Consider the following 17,321-nt stretch of genomic DNA (forward strand, 5'->3'; position numbering starts at 1 on the left):
GCACCCTCACATACACACCCAATGCGGGCTACGAGGGAACCGACAGCTTCACCTACACCATCACAGACGGAACCAATACAGACACCGCAACTGCCAATATCGAGGTGCGCGACCCAATTGATGTCTGGTATGGAGACACTCAGACATTTGGTACACCGGGCGCATCGCAGCAGTGGGTAAACATTCTGGGCAACGCTTATGCTACGGGCTTGGTTTCGCTGAGCTACTCACTGAACGGCGGCCCGCAACAGATACTTTCTATCGGGCCTGATACCCGTCGGCTTGAAGAAGACGGGGATTTCAACATCGACCTCGACTTTGCTGTGCTGGACGGATCCGACGTTGATGATGTCGTGACTATAACGGCAACTTATTCAAACGGAGACGTCCATACCCGGGACGTCACAATCGAATATGAGGACGGCACAATCTGGGCCGCTGACTATGTGGTGGACTGGTCAAGTGTCACAAATCTCCAGGATGTGACCCAAGTGGTAGACGGGCACTGGACGGTCACCGCAGACGGCGTTCGAACTGCGCAACCTGGCTATGATCGTATTCTGGCATTTGGAGATCAGTCCTGGGACAACTATGAAGCCAACTTGTCCCTGACAGTCAATGAAATGAACGGGGGTACTCTCCGAGATGGTGCCGGCCTCGGGTTTGGCATGCTCTGGAGCGGTCATACCAATGACCCGATTCCGAATTGGCAACCGCTTTCCGGGTACAACCCCATCATTTCACCATTTTATAATACCAGACAGGGCGAATTCATTCTGCACGACTATCCCGACTGGAATTATCCGCACCTCGACCAAGCGCCTTTCAGTTTCACAGAAGGCATCACATACAACGTCACAGTCCGGGTGGAACAAACCGACCTGATCAACAGGACTTATCGCTTCAAGATTTGGGAAGAAGGCAGCAGCGAGCCTGTGGAATGGCTTCTGGAAGGGACTGATGTGATGACGGAACCTCTGAATGGATCCTTTGCGCTGATTGCGCATCATTGGGATATCACGTTCCACGACATTACGTTTGCCGAGATCGAGGGTGATGACATCATCATGGGCACCGATGGTGTGGACTTACTCGTAGGCGTGGATCCCAATGCGGTATTGCCAGGCTTGGGAGAGCGCGATGTTCTGGTTGGAGGTGAAGCCGCGGATGTCTTTATCTTTGGCGACACCAACGGCAGTTACTACGACGACGGCGACAGCATCACGGAAGGTATCGACGACTTCGGCTATGCATGGGACTTTGTCACCGGGTACGACCAGATCCAACTTGCTGGCACATCCTCAGACTACGTTCTGACTGAAGACACCACTGGAGTCGCCAATGGCACCGAAATTTGGTTACACAACGCCACAGGACCAAATGAATTGATCGGAGTCGTCGCCAATGTGTACGGGCTTGATCTTTCTGAAGATTATTTTGTTTGGACTGAAGAGCTTATGACAGTCTAGGTAATTAACCCGGACATCTGATGTCTCATCGAGTTCACAATGAAGCTACCTGGCTTTGAAGGTCAAACTTTGGCAGGTTTTTTTGTGTCCGCCGTCAGAGTTTTTGGGACAGATGACCGTACAGCCTAAAAGAGGGTCTGGTTCATCTGGTTGGACCTGTCGCGGAATTGTTCCGCTCCTTTGCTGGACCATTTGTTTACAGATGGTTCGGTTTTGCTGGACACCGTGCGGTACCGTTTGCGTCGCAGATCATGTCAAAGCGCATCGGCCTAGAATAGCTTGTCTTCCTGTTTTGACGCAGTTCGGCGAGTTGGAAACTGTTGTCAGTTAGTATGGTCTGGATAATCGTATTGATTTGCAATGGTCCGATGCGCCAAAGAAGTACAGCGCCCCCAAAACACTCTACAATCGTTGGAAGCGGCAATAGTGTCTTCGCTCGGATCATGGAAGGATCTGCTGCCGCACAATCTGATCATATGGCAATCATGATTGACGCGACCGACCTTAAAGCTCATCCGCTGCGACAATTGCAGGTACAAGCGACGCAACCGAATTGCGACCATGACCGGTTGAAGGACTGGAGACGTGTCGCAACGCGCTACGATGGCTATAAAAAAGTGCTGCTGCCAGCCATCGCCTTGGCAGCAGTTGTCTTCTTTTCGCTTTGAAATTCAATGAGGCTGGGGCCCGAAGCGGTCCACTACCTTACGTAAGTCAGCTTTATCGTCTGGAGTCAGGCAAGTACCAAACAATACGCCTAAATACACCACCCCACCAACAATTGAGCATAGGAACAGCATACCCCAACTATCTATCACAACCATCTCTCTTAGAGCCAACCAAATACCTCCTCCAACCACGGCAGGAAGAGAGCCTGGCACCACGACCTGACGCACAAATTCACCAGCATTGACACCAATTAGCTTTAGGAAGAAACGCCAAAAAAACAAAACATAGCTCAAAAAGATAATTCCGGTAAGCGCCAGTGCAACACCAACCGCCCCATACCCAGATCGGGCCATCCAAATCATGCCAACCACGGCCACCAATAATGTTAGGAAGGTAGCGAGATGATATTCACGTACCCGAGCCTTGGCATTCGCAACCATTCCCATAAAGGCAGTGGGACGCACGAAAATCAAAAGCACCATTAACAACTGAATAACCCATTTGGCCGACAGATACTCCTCACCAACGTAGAGTATTGTGAATTCGCGAGCGTAAATTGCCAGAGGCACTGCTACAGCGAAACCCATCCAACAAGCATAGCGCCCACCACGCATGCTTGCATTTGCCAATCGCTTTTGATCATCTAATGAATGCAAAGCAGTTAGTACCGGCTGAAGCGGGCTCATCGCTTGCCACATAGTCCGGTTAAGCTGGACATAAAGCGAACTACCAACATAGAATTTAGTGACATCAACCCCGGTCGCGTACAAGTTCAGTATTATGACCGCAGCATCAGTCTGCATCATCGCGCTGAGATGGCCCAGCATAGTCCAGACACCAAATGACATCAGTATTTTAGCTCGGCTGGCGTCGAACATTGAAAGACGCACCCGAAGCGACGGCAATAGAAACGTTGCACGAAGGGCCATCGCCAAAGTTACGGTCAGTTCAGCAACAACTGTTGCAACGACGACCCAAAGGACTCTGGGACCAAATCCAAAAAGTAGAAACAAAAGCAAGGATATCTTCAAAAGTTCCTGCATGATAGTAAAGAGGTTCAATTCCAGAAAACGCTGCCGAACATGGAAACCTGCCTCGAATGGCACAAAAATCATGCGCACCGCGTAACTTGTCACAAGTAGGGAGAGCATTAGCCGCGCTTCACCGTTCATCTCTTCGGGAATATTGAGAACCCTTCCTGCATTAAATGCAAAACTCAAGCCAATACCGAGGAAGCATAATGCTGCTAGGACAATGAGTGGTAGGATCGTCGATACAATCCTAGTGACGTCTTCGTGCTTCCCTTGCACATGCGCCTCCACCATGTAGCGGCTAATCCCGCCACTGAACAAAAGGAAAAACAGAGGTGCAGCTACCATTGCAGCCGACACGACAGGGTAGACGGCAAATTCTTCTGCTGGGATTCGTTTGATAAGATATTGGAATACCCATAGAAGAACGGTCGCATTAACGAGCCGGGTCACTATCGAACTTACTGAATTGATCAATACGATCCGCTTAGAAAAACGAAACCTGTTAGAGTGCGAGTCAATAGTCATCGCATGTGTCCTGCCAGCGCGGTTTATTGAGCTCGGGTAGCAAAAAAATATGATTTAAGTTAGTCATCTATTGGATAAGAACTTGTACTCGATTTCCAAGGAAGAAGCGTGAGACTGCAACCGCTTCTACTACTCAAAGGCGAAAGTAGTTGATACTTCCCTTTGATGTACTAGATCGGAAATTTCTTTTAGAACGTGGTGAGATTTTGTTGCCTAAGAATGCTTCAACAATCGCAGGGCTGTCTAAAATAACGTGTGGTCACCCCCAAAAAAACAATGGTGTATTGCATTGTAGTTCCAACACGCTCAAAAATATAGAAGTCGTTTTGGGCCCGTAGGCATGCCCTACTGTTACCGTTTTCGAGTAAATAGAAATTTTGTTGCAAAGGTTACTAGTTCATATGTCCAGTTTCACTACTCTAGCCAATTCCGAAGGAAGCGATAAAGGAACCCAGGTTGGTGCCGCCCATGGATATTCTCTCGTATATGATACTCTGTTTGCACCGTTACGCATGCTCCCCCGGGTCGACATTCTTGAGATGGGGTTAGCTATTGGTGGCCCAGAGCTCGGTGGCGACATAAACCGAAAAGTTACTTCCTCTCCAAGCGTCAATATTTGGTTACAGCACTTCGAAAGCCCAAAGGTGGTTGGGTTTGACATCTCAGATTTTTCGACGATCCAGAACGATAATTTCACCTTCGTGCGGGGAGACTCCGGACAACGCTCTGATCTGGAGCAACTACTGGCCCTTGAGCAGAGTTTCGATGTCATTCTTGATGACGCCTCTCACGCATCTTATCATCAACAGCTCGCCCTTGCGACACTGATCAAAGCCGTCAAACCCGGAGGGTTGTACATCATTGAGGATCTGAGTTGGCAGCCAAAGGAAATAGAAAACAAACTTCCCAATGTGCCCTTAACTTCAAAAATGCTGTCCGATTTACTTGTCAACGGCCGCTGCCCAACATCAGCTGCGATCACAGAAGAAGAAGCACAAATCCTAGAACAGGAAATTGCAGGAGTTTGGCTCTTTGAGGAAAGCACCCTAAACGCATCATGTGACAGCTTTAATCTTCGAAGTGGCTTGCCAGCGGTACATCGTCAGGGTTGGCGTGGGACCGGTACACTAAAGAGACTGATCAGCCCGCATTTTTGGCTTTTCTCCGCACGTCGACTTGCGCAGGGGCTATCAGGAGCTGAAAGCATAAATTGGCAAAGCGTCAAGCTTGCTATTCTACAAAAAAGATTGGCTTAGTCCGCGCCCAATTTTCTGGTGGATTAATACATTGCTCAAGCGGCACCGACGAACACCTAGAATGAGTTTTACCAACTACCTACTTCAAGTCGTAATCGTATCCATACCCGTAGGCACCTTCTGTGTAAGAGCATTTATTTAGCACTATCCCCATTACATTCGTCAACTCTGCTAGCTGGCGCTCGGCCACGTCGATCTGATCTATCGTGGTCCGCTCCGCCTCCGCCAGCAACAAGGCACAATCGGTATTCCGGAGAAAGCCAAAACTGTCATCGACCTCCATCAAGGGCGGCATGTCGAAGAGAACAATGTCTGGATCGAAATCAGTCTCAATTTCCGTCAAAATCTCGGCGGCTTTACCGCTCTGCAGAATCTCTGCAGCGTTTCTGACTGTTTGTCCGTTAAAACCGAGCGCCACGTTGGAACCAAGACGACGGCCATGTTCGGAAAAGGGCACTGTTCCCTCCAGCACATCACCCATTGAATACTGACAGTTCTGCTCGAGAATCTTGCCCAGCCCACAGCGGCGTAGATCGAGGTCCAGAACCATAGCTCGCAGATCAGACTGACGGCCAAAGTTGAAGGCAAGATTGGCAGCCGCAGTGCTCTTGCCACAAGCTCTATGAGGCGAAACCAGCGCGACCCGCTTCCAACCATTAGTCCGAACCTGCTGCAGTACACGGGTGCGCAGCATGTCAAACGGCCCCACCTTCGTTCCGCCGGTGCTCGCAACCAAACGGTTTCGACTAATCGCCTGCGGTGGAACCGTAATCGGTGTCAATCCTTCCCAACGCTCACTCAGTGTCCTGCTCGCCTGCTTCTCAAGGGGCTTCACCGGCTCAATCGGTGGTTGTTGTTGCGTCCGACTGACTTCCCGCCTCTGCGTTCGGGCTTTTTCTATGGCAACCTGCAGTTTTTCCATCCGTCACTACCCTTCCCAATCACAACCGTTCACCAGCGCGTGCCGATCTTGTCCATGACCCGCTCGGCGACCAGGTCCAGTGGTTGATAATAGGTGTGTACCGCGTAAACACCTGCAGAAACACTAACAATAATGACTGAAAGTCGCATTAACTTGAAACCCCGCCGACGCCAGATCTCTCCCGGAGTCGAAATATAGGGGATAGTCACCAGCGGCGTGATACCTAAACGCGCGACCAGATCTTCAGGCCGCCGGACCGAACGATTGAGCAATTCCAACAACACAACCAGTCCGAGACCGGACATAATACCAAAAAGACACCCACCGCCCGCAATCATGGTCCGGTTGGGCTTGGAGGGTCGGTTCGGTACAACCGGCGGTTCGATCACAGATACGCGTTGCCCCTGGGCAGTCACCTCAATTCGTTCGCCGGTACTGGCCTGTGACAGTCGATCCACGGCCAGATTGTATTGCAGCTGGATGTTGTCCCGGTCTTGGGTCAATTCCTCAATCCGGATCGAGGTGGCAGGCGTCCGGTTGATCGTTTCGGTCACCCTTTCTAACCGCTCTTCAGTGGACTTATGCTGCTTCTTGAGCACATCGGTGCGCGTCGCGATTTCCGCCAACTGTACATCCAACAACGCATTGCCGGTAGAATCGCCATGGGTTTCCGACTGCGGTTGTACAGTTCTCTCGAGTTCGGTGATACGTGCTCTCAGAACCTTCACGCGCGGGTTTTCCTCGGAATAGATAACCAGAGCATCACTAAGCTGGCGGCGTAGCTCTTCAAGTTGGAGGCTTTCAGGCGACTGCTGCGTCGCTTGGTAACCATTCACCTGCCCGGTAGTCTCAAAAATTAGGATTAGATTCTGCCGTTGATCTTCCAAGCCGGTGATTTCCCGCTCCAAAAGCGCTAAACGCTCCTGCAGAAGCGTTTGCTGGCTGAGCTTGTAGTCAAGGCTTTCCGGCAGCGCATCGGCATTTTCAGTCTTATAGGCTAGAAGGCGAGCGTTGCGCGTGGCCAATTCTTCGCTCAACCGCGCCACTTCCTGTTCAAAAAATTCCAGCGTTTGCGCTGCGCGTCCGGTACGGGACTCAACATCTTCTTGCTGGATCAGAGTGAGGTAGTCGTTGAGAACCCCAGCCGCAATCGCCCCGGCGCGCGCCTCGAAGCTAATCAGCATCAGCGGCACCGCATCCCGGCGGCTGCTTGCACGTACTATGGTCCGCGCCCTCATCGCTGCCACGATTCTGTCCGGCGTCATCTCGGAAATATTGGGAAAGACCTTTTGGCGACGGGCTATTTCAAGCAGATTCGCGCGGGTCAACAACCTTTGCTCGAGAATTTCTAACTGCTGTTGCGCGGGTGTGCGTACCGTGGAAGCTGCCAGATCGGCCGGAATTCGCGGCGCTTCGACGATCAGCTTCGTTTCCGACACATAGGCGGGCGGCAGCGAGTACGCGATGATGATTGACGCCACGCTGATGACCGTCGCAACAATCAAAAAGTACGGCAAACGCCTTGAAAAGATTGACCAATAGTACCGGATATCCACGTTCAGCTTTCCTGTTTGACTTCAGCCAGCATCTGATTGCGCTCCGACATCGTCATCCTGCCTTTTCTTCCGGCGGTATACGTTCTTCCGGCCTAAGAGACAGTACCTGAAACTTCTCTGACTTGTCTTCTTCTGGCAAGGACTCCGCGCCAAAGAACACGCCATCGTCCAAAACGTTTTGCACAATACTTTCCGACACTAGCTTACTGTCGTCGCTCCAAGTATAGAGCAGGGCGAACTCGCACAGTTGATTAACAAGCCGCGGAATGCCTGCGGTCGCTTGAAAGATCAGTGCGCTGGCGGCGTCAGAGAATTCTTCTCCGGTTCCACCAACCATCTTGAGTCGGTGCGCGATATAGCCTTTGACCGTGTCACGATCCATGCGGGGCAAATGAAAGCTGGCCGCAACTCTCTGGGCCAGTTGGCGCATGTTCGGGTCCAGAACCATGTCACGCAACTCGGGCTGGCCAACCAGGATCAGCTGAACCAGCACGTCTTTGTTGGAATTGATGTTGGTCAGCATCCGCAACTCTTCCAGGCCTTCGCGTGACAGGTTTTGTGCCTCATCAAAAATTAGTACCACGTGCCGACCAGCTGCATATTCCGCGACTAAGAAATCCTGCAATTTCTGGAATAATTGCACGTATGGAGCACGCGGATTGGCCTCGACATCCAGCGCATTCAGAACCCATTGCAGCATCTCCCCACGGCCACGATGGGCGTTCGAAATCAGGCCGGGCTTGATATCTTCGTCCAACTGGCCGAGCAGCTTCTGGATGAGTGTCGTCTTACCTGCCCCGATCTCGCCCGTGATCAAAGTGATGGGAGCTCGGGACATAATACCGAATTCCAGCACCATGAATGCGCGTTTGTGAGGTTCGGACCAGAACAGGAAGTCGGGGTCCGGCAGCAGCGTGAACGGCCGCTCGGTCAGTCCGAAATGTTCAACGTATAGATCGTTGGAATTCATGCGACCGACAACTTCTAAAAACCTACACTCAACCCGGTTGCGCAATCTCGCGCTCACCAACAACAAAACCCACACGATTGGGCCACTTTTTCGAAACCAAAAGGGCTCAATCATCCCATGATTGTAGCGGCCTCAAGTCCTTCCGCCTACCCCTTGATCCAAATCTCGATATCTGAGTACCACCCTAATATACTATCTTTGATCTCTTTTTGCAGTTCAGCACAGCCATGGGGGCCATTTGACAGTCAGAGTGTGATTGACTGTGAGCTATAAAATGCCCTTAAATTTACATCTTTGTTTCCACTTACAAAACAAAACGAAAGAAATACAGGTGCCATGCTGTGGAATTCTTGCGACTCTCTTGGGCCAATGCTCTTGATCCAAACTTCTCTAAATAGCCAAAGGTACTGTAACATCCCTCTGGAGGCGCATCAAAAAAGTCTTTGCAGATGCAGCAGGGTTCCGATTTAGCCACTTGGCTTCCTATTCAACGTAGCCATGAAGCTGTGGTTGTGTAAACTTGCAACGCTACTTGTCTGACATCGAAATGACAGTGATTGCAGCGGCTATAATTTCCCTAATCCTTCGAAGAATATCTCCCCGATCAGGATGTGCTTTCCTTGGATTCACTCAGTTTCACAACACGTCATCGTCAAGATCAAGCGAAGTGTGGCTTCGGCTTCCTCAACACTCTGGGCTCCGGACTTCGGTAACGGGGCCGTCCCGGTCATGCTGTTTTGCGCAGAATAATTGATCCGCCAAAACGGTGTAGTTTTTCCTTGTTCGTGTCCGCCCTGCTTTCTGTTACGGCCTACGGATGAGATCCTTCGGGTACATGCCTCGGTTCGTGGTCAGCGCGGTGGCTGCCAACATGATGCTGGTTCGATGTAATTCCGATGTGCCCATCTCATTGGCGTGCTTGATCGAAGTCTACGACGATCGGCGTCAGCCCAAGAAAAGCACCCACATCCGACGCCCGGCTGAACCGACTGGGATCATCAACCGGGGCTATGAAGCTGAGCGCATTGACCGGACCAACACCGGGGATTGTCATCAGGCGGCACGCGACAAGATGGACCTTGGCCGTTTTCTTCACCGCATTGCCCAAATCGTCCGCTACTTGGCACAGCTTGGCATGGGCAGCGATGAAGGCATCGGCTATGGCCCTTAGAACCGGGCCGGTCTCGCCCGCTGCCGCCAGTTGATCGCGGCCCGCCAGACACGGCACGAACCGGAGGTTAAGTCCTTTCTGCAACACTGATCGAAATCTCTTTCAGCGAAACATCCAGGCCCGCATAGTGTTCCATAGGTCGTCCTCCTCACGGCTTTTATCCATGAGGTCAACATACCGGACCTCGTTCGCCCCGGAGAGCGACCGCCGCAATCACACCATGTCTTGGGGGGCTGTACTTCTTTGGCGCATCGGACCAGCGCAAACCATTGCGGTGAATGAAGATAATCCCGCTCAGCACTCTCTTGTCATCGACCCGTGGCCTGCCAAGGCTCTTCGGAAGGTAAGGCCGGAGACGTTCCATCTGTTCGTCAGTCAGCCAGAATAAATTGCTCATGATACACCTCTGAAACTCAGGTGCTTGGACTATGTAACCGAGATGGCGGCAACAAATTTAACGGGCCCAGAACCTAGGCATAAAGCCATTCTAGTTCGCAACGTAATCAAATAAGAGGCGGTTCACGTGAATGGCCATGATGCCACATAGGCGCGACGGGAAAAACCCTATTGGCCTCTTCCTACAAAGTATCGTTTAACCTACACATAGCCAGTAAGAGCTTATTTTTTGCATTAACGAGGACGCAGGATATGTGTGGCATTGCCGGGTGGATAGGTGACCCTGCTGACGAGAACATTCTACAAAATATGACAGATGCAATCGCGCATCGGGGGCCTAACGGCGAAGGAACTGCCTTTCTGGCTTTGAATAACGGAAATATCGCGGCATTTGGTCATCGCCGGTTGTCAATCATCGACCTGTCCGGCGGTGATCAACCCATGAACAGCCATGACGGGCGGTTCACCATCATCTTCAATGGCGAGATCTATAACTATTTAGAATTGCAGGCTGAACTCCGTGAGAAGGGTGCTGTCTTCCAAACCAGTTCCGACACGGAAGTCATTCTCGAAGCCTGGCGTATTTGGGGAACTGAAAGCCTGTTGCGGTTTCGGGGTATGTTCGCTTTTGCGCTCTATGATCGGGCGGACCGTTCCGTAGTGCTGGCGCGAGACCCCTTCGGAAAGAAACCTCTCTATATTTATCGCCTTCCGATTACGCACGGAGAAGGCCTGCTTTTTGCGTCCGAAATTTCCAGCCTGAGATGTCATCCCCGATTTAAATCGGTACTCGATGTCGATTCAATCTACGAGTATCTATGCCAGCGCTATGTTTCTGCACCCAACACTTTCTTTCAAGGGCTGCAAAAACTGCGTCCGGGCAGTGTGCTTTCATGGAAGGACGGGCGCATACAAGAAAGCCGCTACTGGCTTCCTCCTGAAGAGCGTGGAGTTCGCGCCTTCCCCAGCCCCGAAAACCCGGTCGAAGAGTTTCTAAGTGTTTTCGACGAGGCTGTCCGGCTGCGGCTGCGTTCCGATGTTCCGGTCGGAGCATTTCTGTCCAGCGGCCTAGACTCGTCTTCCATTGTGTCTACACTTGCGCATTTGGGAACGCCCGAAATCAGAACTTTCTCTGTTGGTTTTGAAGGAGATCAAAATACAGAACTTATAGATGCCGAGGAAACAGCCCGACTAATCGGGACAATTCACACTCCTGTCGTACTAAAAACGGATCAAATCACGACAAGACTGCCCGAACTTAGTCGGCACCGCGGCGCTCCAATGGCAGACACCGCTGATTTTCCGTTGTATATGATGTCTTTGGAAGCGGCCAAACAAGTCAAGGTTGTCCTATCCGGAGAGGGATCAGATGAGTTGTTTGGCGGCTATCCAAAACATTTTGCTGAAACACAACTGAGCCGCTTCCTTCCCACTCCTCTTTGGCCACTTGCATCCAGAGCCATTCTCGCAGCCACGTCCATCGTTCCTTCACGAACCACACGCGTACGCATCGCAGCTCGCGCACTTAAAGAACCCTGTTTTGAAGACCGAATGATACGCTGGTTCGGAATAATGTCTACTGCAGAACGTAGTAACCTGTGGCAAGGTCCAGAAAGTGCCCGGCAGAGGGATCGAATACCATTCAACGCGGCACAAGGGGCATCCCCCCTTCGTCGGATGTTGCAGTTCGACCAAACTTCATGGCTACCTGACAACCTTCTGGAGCGGATGGATTCCATGACCATGGCAGCTTCAATTGAAGGTCGCGCACCATTCATGGATATACGTCTCGCTGAATTTGCAACTTCTTTGCCCGAGAACTGGCGCATTCAAGGCCGCGTAACGAAACGCATACTGCGAACAGCTATGCAATCTCGAGTTCCGGAAACCGTACTTAATCGTCGTAAGATTGGCTTTCGAATGCCTGTCGGCGCTTGGTTCCGCGGAGAACTTAATCATCAACTTACAGATCTTATTTCTTCTTCCCGCAGCGTAGCTTCCAACTTCCTGGACAAATCACTGATACTCGCTCTCGCTGAAGAACATCGGACCGGAAAGTCCGATCACGCAAAAACTCTTTGGGCGGTCTATGCGCTTGAAACCTTCTTGCAGGAGTTTTTTTGAAAGGTGCCGATGTTGATTTCCGTCATAATACCGCATTTCAATCAGCCGGAGTATCTGCGCCTGTGCCTAGATACTTTATACAATCAAACCAGTTACAAGTCAGATGTAGAGATCATTGTCGTTGATAATGCTTCCAAGAAATTTCCGGAAGAAATTTGCAAGGCTTTTCCCGATGTACAACTTTTCCTAGAAGACATCCCGGGTCCCGGACCAGCCCGTAACCTTGGCGTGATACAGGCGCGTGGGGACCTTCTCGCATTCATCGACGCGGACTGTCATGCCAACGACAACTGGTTATCTGCTATAGAAACAGCGTTTGAGACACCAACTACTCAGATTATTGGTGGAGATGTTCAGGTAAAGTACGCCACACCTAGACGTCCCACCTTTCTAGAGCCGTATGAAAGCATCTACTCCTATCGAAACAACCAACATATCGCCGAAGGGTTTTCCGGCACCGGCAATCTAGCGATGCGCGCGGATGTATTTAAAAAGGTCGGATCGTTTGCAGGGCTGGGTGTTGCTGAAGATCGGGATTGGGGTCTTCGTGCGCGTGCGCTCGGCTACGAAACAATTTATGTCGACGACATGATTGTCTATCACCCTGCGCGCAAGTCTTTTCCAGAACTGGCCAGTAAATGGGACCGGCATATTACCCATGACTATTCGGACTATTCCAAGAGGCCTCTTGGAAAGCTCCGCTGGTTAATCCGAGCTGCCGCCGTTGCCGGCTCTCCAGTGGGAGAACTTGGAACATTGTTGCTTTCAAAACGTGTTGTGGGGGCACGCGAAAGAGGGCTGGCATTTTTGTGTCTGAGCAGAATCCGCCTTTATCGTGCGCGCAAAATGCTGCAGGTAATGCTCACCCCAAATTCCTTGCATGCCGAAGGTGATTGGACGAGGTAAGCCATGCGAACGCAAGGCTTTGGCACTTTCATATAGCAAAATTGAAATGCCGGAGATCGTCTCCACAACCAGCATTCCATCAGGCACAACAGCAATAGAAAGTAGGGCAAAACTGACTCTATTACAGCTGAATCGCAAACAGTGAATGTTTCGCGCGCGAAACATTTGGATCGTCATTATTGCGTCCGCAACCATTTCTCCAATGCCTCAACCAGTTGCCCCGAAACCGCGTCGCCGACCAGTTCTATATACTTCATGTCAGGGCTGAAGCGCATTTCTAGGTCTTCTGCAATATGGGTTATGATTCGTTCGCCTAGTGCAGAAGCTGGACCGGGTTGGCGCGGCTGAGGGCGGGAAAGCTTTTGGGCATCGTTTGAAGGCAACCGCCGCGCCTGTCTCTCGTCCAAGACCGATGACAAGAGCTGTATCTCGACCTCAGCACTGTCCCGGGGATTGCTCTGAAGTCTTGTTTTCAGTGCATCGGAAAACCCTGAATCACGGGTCATTTCGCGAACCAGTGCCAAGCCGAGCTTCTCACTGATTGCCGACGGGAAATGGAGGGATGTATCTAAGGCTTCGACCAATGCGATGAATGTACCGATCTTCGATCGTTTTGACCGTGTTGCGTTGCAGAACAACCCCTGCAGTGCGGCTTTCTGTGTTGGGTAAACCCCTTCCCGCATCGCACGCACGGCGATGCGCGCGCGCTCATAGTGGCTTAGGTTCACTCGGATCTCGTTTTCCTCGACCATCGCCACATAAGCATCCTGAGATGTGTCCGGAGTGATCACCATCGCCTTCACATGTGCGAATTTGGGATCCGAGGTTTCCTGATACAGCCTGCGCAGCGCTGTCAGACGTCGCCATCCCGAAATCAAGCCATGGGTACGAGGTCCTTTTGCATCCGGCAAAGTGACAACCTCAATGGGCATTTGCTGCCCTCTGGCACGCAAGCTGTCCAGCAACGAAGCCATTTCTTCTTCGTTTTGTTCCAGACGGTCACGCACTAGGTGACGTTCATCAATCGCCGCTAGAGGCAATAACTCAATCATACGCCCTTCCTTTCGGGCGCTTTGTAGAACCTGAGTAACTTCCTCTAGCGCAGCTACGGTCGACGCTTCACCGGCCACCTGTGCGATAGGTGCCGCACTGACCCCTAATGGCGCAGATTTTGTTTCGGGCACCGCGCCTAGATAACTCGGTTGGGCCGGGGTCAATCGCTTACGTTTTGCCATCTCTGCTTCTCCTCACATGCCCTACAGTGTTTTGTCCCGGTATCGTTATTCTGCCGCCTGTTGCGCTGCTAGTTCGTCCCGCCGCCATACACCGATCAACAACCGTTTGAATGCAGCATAGGTCGCGTCGAATGTTTCGCGACCGCGCGCGTAGGTTTCACGATTGAAATCGCGGTAATCGGCTTCATAAATTCCGCTTACCTGTTCGCCGGCTTGTCCAATCAAAGCGGTAAAATCCTGTCGGTGTGGAGAAAGCGTCTTGCCCAGATAGGCCTGCATCAGGGCCGAAAGCTCCCCTTGCTGCGCTCCGTCATATCGTGTGATGACCGCGCGGACGGCATCCCATTCGAATGCCATTTCAGGTCGCCCTAAAGCGCGGGCTGCAACATTCTCACCATCTTCAATGCTAGCAAATGTCGAATGCAGCATGTCGAAGAACCGCCCTGTGGAGTCGAACTCCAGGAAGGATGCCCCAAGCGGTACCAACAGAATATCGGCTGCCGACAGGCCGTTTATAGTCAGATAGCCCAGAGCAGGGGGGGTATCTATGAAAACAAGGTCATAGTTCTCCAACACGCCATCTGCAGCTAATCGATCGCTAAGAGCGTCCCAAAGTTTCCATCCTCTTGCCTGCATGCGCCAGACCGGGATCTGGAACTCGGCCCAGTACAGGTTCAGCTGTGCTCCGATCAAATCGATATTGGGCCAGTGGGTTTTTTGGATGACATCTTCCGCTGTCATTTCCAAAGCCGCGCTCAGTGTGTCGTCGAGGGGTTGTGGCGGGTCCCCGCGATCCAAGCGCCGTTGATTTTCTATACGCAGATATTCACCGTAGTGACGGGCTAACAGAGGAAAGGACGTTTGCCATTCATCTTCGACACGACCACTGAAGATCGAAGTCATTGATCCCTGACTGTCGAGGTCGACTACAAGTACCTTGTATCCATCAAGCGCAGCAGACATCGCCAGATGCGCCGCAGTGGATGTCTTACCTACGCCGCCTTTGAAGTTGGCTACGGCAACCAATTTGGCGGGCTGGCCCTCAGGTCGGTAAGGCAGGTAGTTCTTTGCCTTCGAACCCTGCACACCGAAGAAAGCACGAAGGCGCAACACCTCCTCCAGACTGAACCACTTGGCGCCCCCTTCAGTCTCAGATCGTCCTTGGGGCAGGTCAGGGTTTTGCTTTAGGACACGGCGAAAATGCGCTTGAGCAACAGGGATCAGATAGCGGGTAATTTCCCAAGTTGAAAACAGGCGTAAAGATTTATGGCCTTCATCGTTCAGGCCCCGGCTCGCAAGATCTGCCCGACCCTGTGCGCAAGCCTGAGCAATAGCTTCGAAGCCCTCTGAACTTGTGGGTAAGTCCAGATCTGAAAGTGCAGAATCCGGATCAATATTGAAATAGGGAGGAAGGGAAGTTCCGTCCTTAGCCATGGTAATTACCGCCCGATGTATTGCCTTTTCTTCATGATACCCAAAAACACGGCATATGGAAGATAAATGCGCACAAAGCGATTTTTTCTCAGAAAAATAAGGGGATAGTGGTGCTAATATAACGCATCGTGGAATGTTGTGAGTTTTTTTTAGAGTTATTTTTGTGTTATTTATAGTTATAGGCTCGCCGATTACTGAAAATTATTATTTAATATCAATCTATTGATCTATTTTCATTCTTAGACACTGACTCTGAAACCCCGATAGAATGACTCTGAACCCCCGATCTGGTGACTCTGAACCCCCGTTGTGCGGTTATGTGGATAACTCTAGGGTGGGCGTCACTAAAACCACGAAAAAACGAGTCGGATAGCGGTTCGATACGAAGGCTCCGAAAGAGAGCCGCAGGAAAGAGGGCCATGGGCAGGGCAGTCAAAGATACGGTCGGGGGGCTTCTTCCGGACCGCAGGCAGCAGGGCGATTTCTTCGTCTGCGATGTTTTCGATGCGATTCCCAAGGATGATCTCGCCAGTATGGAACATCCGCTGTTCTCGCTGGCGACCCGTCCGGATCGACGCATTCTGGAATACCAGCACAACGGTGTGCAAATCACGGTGACGCCGTCGGTCAAAGGGCTGGCGACAATCCATGACAAGGACATCCTGATTTTCTGCATCAGCCAGCTTATGGCAGCGATCAACGCCGGGCGTACGGTCAGTCGAACGCTGCAGTTGAAGGCGCATGATTTGCTGGTGGCAACTAACCGTGAGACCAGCGGTGATGCCTACCGGCGGCTGCGCGAGGCTTTCGAACGGTTGGCGGGTACCCGCATCACCACCAATATCGTCACAGGAGAGGCAGAAACCACCACGGGTTTCGGTTTGATCGAAAGCTGGGAGATTGTGCGCAAAACCCGCGGGGGCCGGATGGTCAATGTGGCGGTGACCCTGTCCGATTGGTTATATAGGGCGGTGCTGTCGAAATCGGTGCTTACGTTGTCGCGTGATTACTTTCGCCTGCGTAAACCGCTGGAACGGAGGATCTACGAGTTGGCGCGTAAACACTGCGGGCGCCAGCCTGGCTGGACGGTTTCGGTGGACACGCTTTTGAAGAAGTCAGGCAGTGCCTCGCCGCGTCGTGTTTTTCGCAAGATGCTCCGTGATATGATCGAGGCGAACCACTTGCCTGATTACGAAATGCGCGAGGATCCGGGTGACCTGATACGGTTTGCCCCGCGAGCAGGGCTGATCGAACCGGACGCACCCCCGCCGATACTGGATGCAGAGACCCTGGAAGAAGCGCGACGCCTCATGCCCGGTGTTGACGTCTACGGACTCGAAGCGGAATGGCGCGGGGTTTGGATTCACTCAGGTGCGCCGCGGTTAAGGAAGCCGGATGCGGCTTTTCTGGGCTGGGTACGCAAGCGGGCAGGGGGGTGACTATTTGCTGTTAGGTCTCGATTTTTCTGACAGCTTTAGAATGTATGGAAAATGTCTGCTTGATCCTGCGGTCGGAAACACTCCGGGATCAGGCTAAATAAGAGCTTTCAGAATATACGACAGTCCGTGGCCTCGCTCTCGGGCCAGTCCAGCGTCCGATCGAACCGTGCGGATTTCCATGCCGTCACGTAGAGCAGATCGCGCTCATAAGCCCG

Annotated in this window: 11 protein-coding genes and 3 pseudogenes; 6 read left to right on the forward strand and 8 right to left on the reverse strand. The window is 51.8% G+C overall.

Going from position 1 to position 17,321, the window contains the following annotated elements:
- Positions 1-1,469, forward strand: a 1,469-nt coding sequence (locus ACR0ER_RS24915) for an Ig-like domain-containing protein (protein ID WP_480771172.1), incomplete at its 5' end; no start/stop codon positions are given.
- 343 nt (positions 1,470-1,812) lie between these two features.
- Positions 1,813-2,137: pseudogene (locus tag ACR0ER_RS24920) on the forward strand (hypothetical protein); the annotation flags it as partial.
- 3 nt (positions 2,138-2,140) lie between these two features.
- Here ACR0ER_RS24920 and ACR0ER_RS24925 read toward each other — a convergent pair.
- Complete coding sequence (locus tag ACR0ER_RS24925; RefSeq protein ID WP_480771173.1) at positions 2,141-3,697, reverse strand: lipopolysaccharide biosynthesis protein; 1,557 nt, start codon at positions 3,695-3,697, stop codon at positions 2,141-2,143.
- A 401-nt stretch (positions 3,698-4,098) separates the two neighbouring features.
- Here ACR0ER_RS24925 and ACR0ER_RS24930 point away from each other — a divergent pair, with 401 nt between their 5' ends.
- The gene (locus ACR0ER_RS24930; protein WP_480771174.1) at positions 4,099-4,953 is read left to right on the forward strand and encodes a methyltransferase domain-containing protein; all 855 of its coding nucleotides are present in this window, start codon (positions 4,099-4,101) and stop codon (positions 4,951-4,953) included.
- A 79-nt stretch (positions 4,954-5,032) separates the two neighbouring features.
- Here ACR0ER_RS24930 and ACR0ER_RS24935 read toward each other — a convergent pair whose 3' ends face one another.
- From ACR0ER_RS24935 to ACR0ER_RS24955, 5 genes and pseudogenes are all read right to left on the reverse strand, one after another.
- The gene (locus ACR0ER_RS24935) at positions 5,033-5,875 is read right to left on the reverse strand and encodes a tyrosine-protein kinase family protein (RefSeq protein WP_480771175.1); all 843 of its coding nucleotides are present in this window, start codon (positions 5,873-5,875) and stop codon (positions 5,033-5,035) included.
- Positions 5,876-5,904: 29 nt separating this feature from the next.
- A complete protein-coding gene (locus ACR0ER_RS24940) occupies positions 5,905-7,431 on the reverse strand; it encodes a GumC family protein (RefSeq protein WP_480771176.1) in 1,527 nt (508 codons plus the stop codon).
- Between the two features lie 52 nt (positions 7,432-7,483).
- Positions 7,484-8,401: an ExeA family protein gene (locus ACR0ER_RS24945; protein WP_480771177.1), complete on the reverse strand. Its 918-nt coding sequence runs from the start codon at positions 8,399-8,401 to the stop codon at positions 7,484-7,486.
- Positions 8,402-9,341: 940 nt separating this feature from the next.
- Positions 9,342-9,464 (reverse strand): annotated as a pseudogene (locus ACR0ER_RS24950) (transposase); the annotation flags it as partial.
- A 331-nt stretch (positions 9,465-9,795) separates the two neighbouring features.
- Positions 9,796-9,969, reverse strand: a pseudogene (locus ACR0ER_RS24955) (transposase); the annotation flags it as partial.
- A gap of 251 nt (positions 9,970-10,220) precedes the next feature.
- Between ACR0ER_RS24955 and asnB the strand changes: the two are divergent.
- Both asnB and ACR0ER_RS24965 read left to right on the forward strand, forming a co-directional pair.
- Positions 10,221-12,092 (forward strand): asparagine synthase (glutamine-hydrolyzing), encoded by a 1,872-nt coding sequence (asnB, locus tag ACR0ER_RS24960; protein WP_480771178.1) that lies wholly within the window; start codon positions 10,221-10,223, stop codon positions 12,090-12,092.
- Between the two features lie 9 nt (positions 12,093-12,101).
- Positions 12,102-12,998: a glycosyltransferase family 2 protein gene (locus ACR0ER_RS24965; RefSeq protein WP_480771182.1), complete on the forward strand. Its 897-nt coding sequence runs from the start codon at positions 12,102-12,104 to the stop codon at positions 12,996-12,998.
- Between the two features lie 176 nt (positions 12,999-13,174).
- On the opposite strand, the gene ACR0ER_RS24970 is transcribed toward ACR0ER_RS24965, so the two are convergent.
- Together ACR0ER_RS24970 and ACR0ER_RS24975 are read right to left on the reverse strand one after the other, a co-directional pair.
- Entirely contained in the window at positions 13,175-14,233 is a 1,059-nt protein-coding gene (locus ACR0ER_RS24970) for a ParB/RepB/Spo0J family partition protein (protein ID WP_480771179.1), read from the reverse strand.
- Between the two features lie 45 nt (positions 14,234-14,278).
- Positions 14,279-15,667: an AAA family ATPase gene (locus ACR0ER_RS24975; protein WP_480771180.1), complete on the reverse strand. Its 1,389-nt coding sequence runs from the start codon at positions 15,665-15,667 to the stop codon at positions 14,279-14,281.
- 419 nt (positions 15,668-16,086) lie between these two features.
- Between ACR0ER_RS24975 and ACR0ER_RS24980 the strand changes: the two genes are divergently transcribed.
- Complete coding sequence (locus tag ACR0ER_RS24980) at positions 16,087-17,106, forward strand: replication initiator protein A (RefSeq protein ID WP_480771181.1); 1,020 nt, start codon at positions 16,087-16,089, stop codon at positions 17,104-17,106.
- The last annotated feature ends 215 nt before the right edge of the window (positions 17,107-17,321 follow it).

The organism is Ruegeria sp. CH8 (assembly GCF_056536985.1).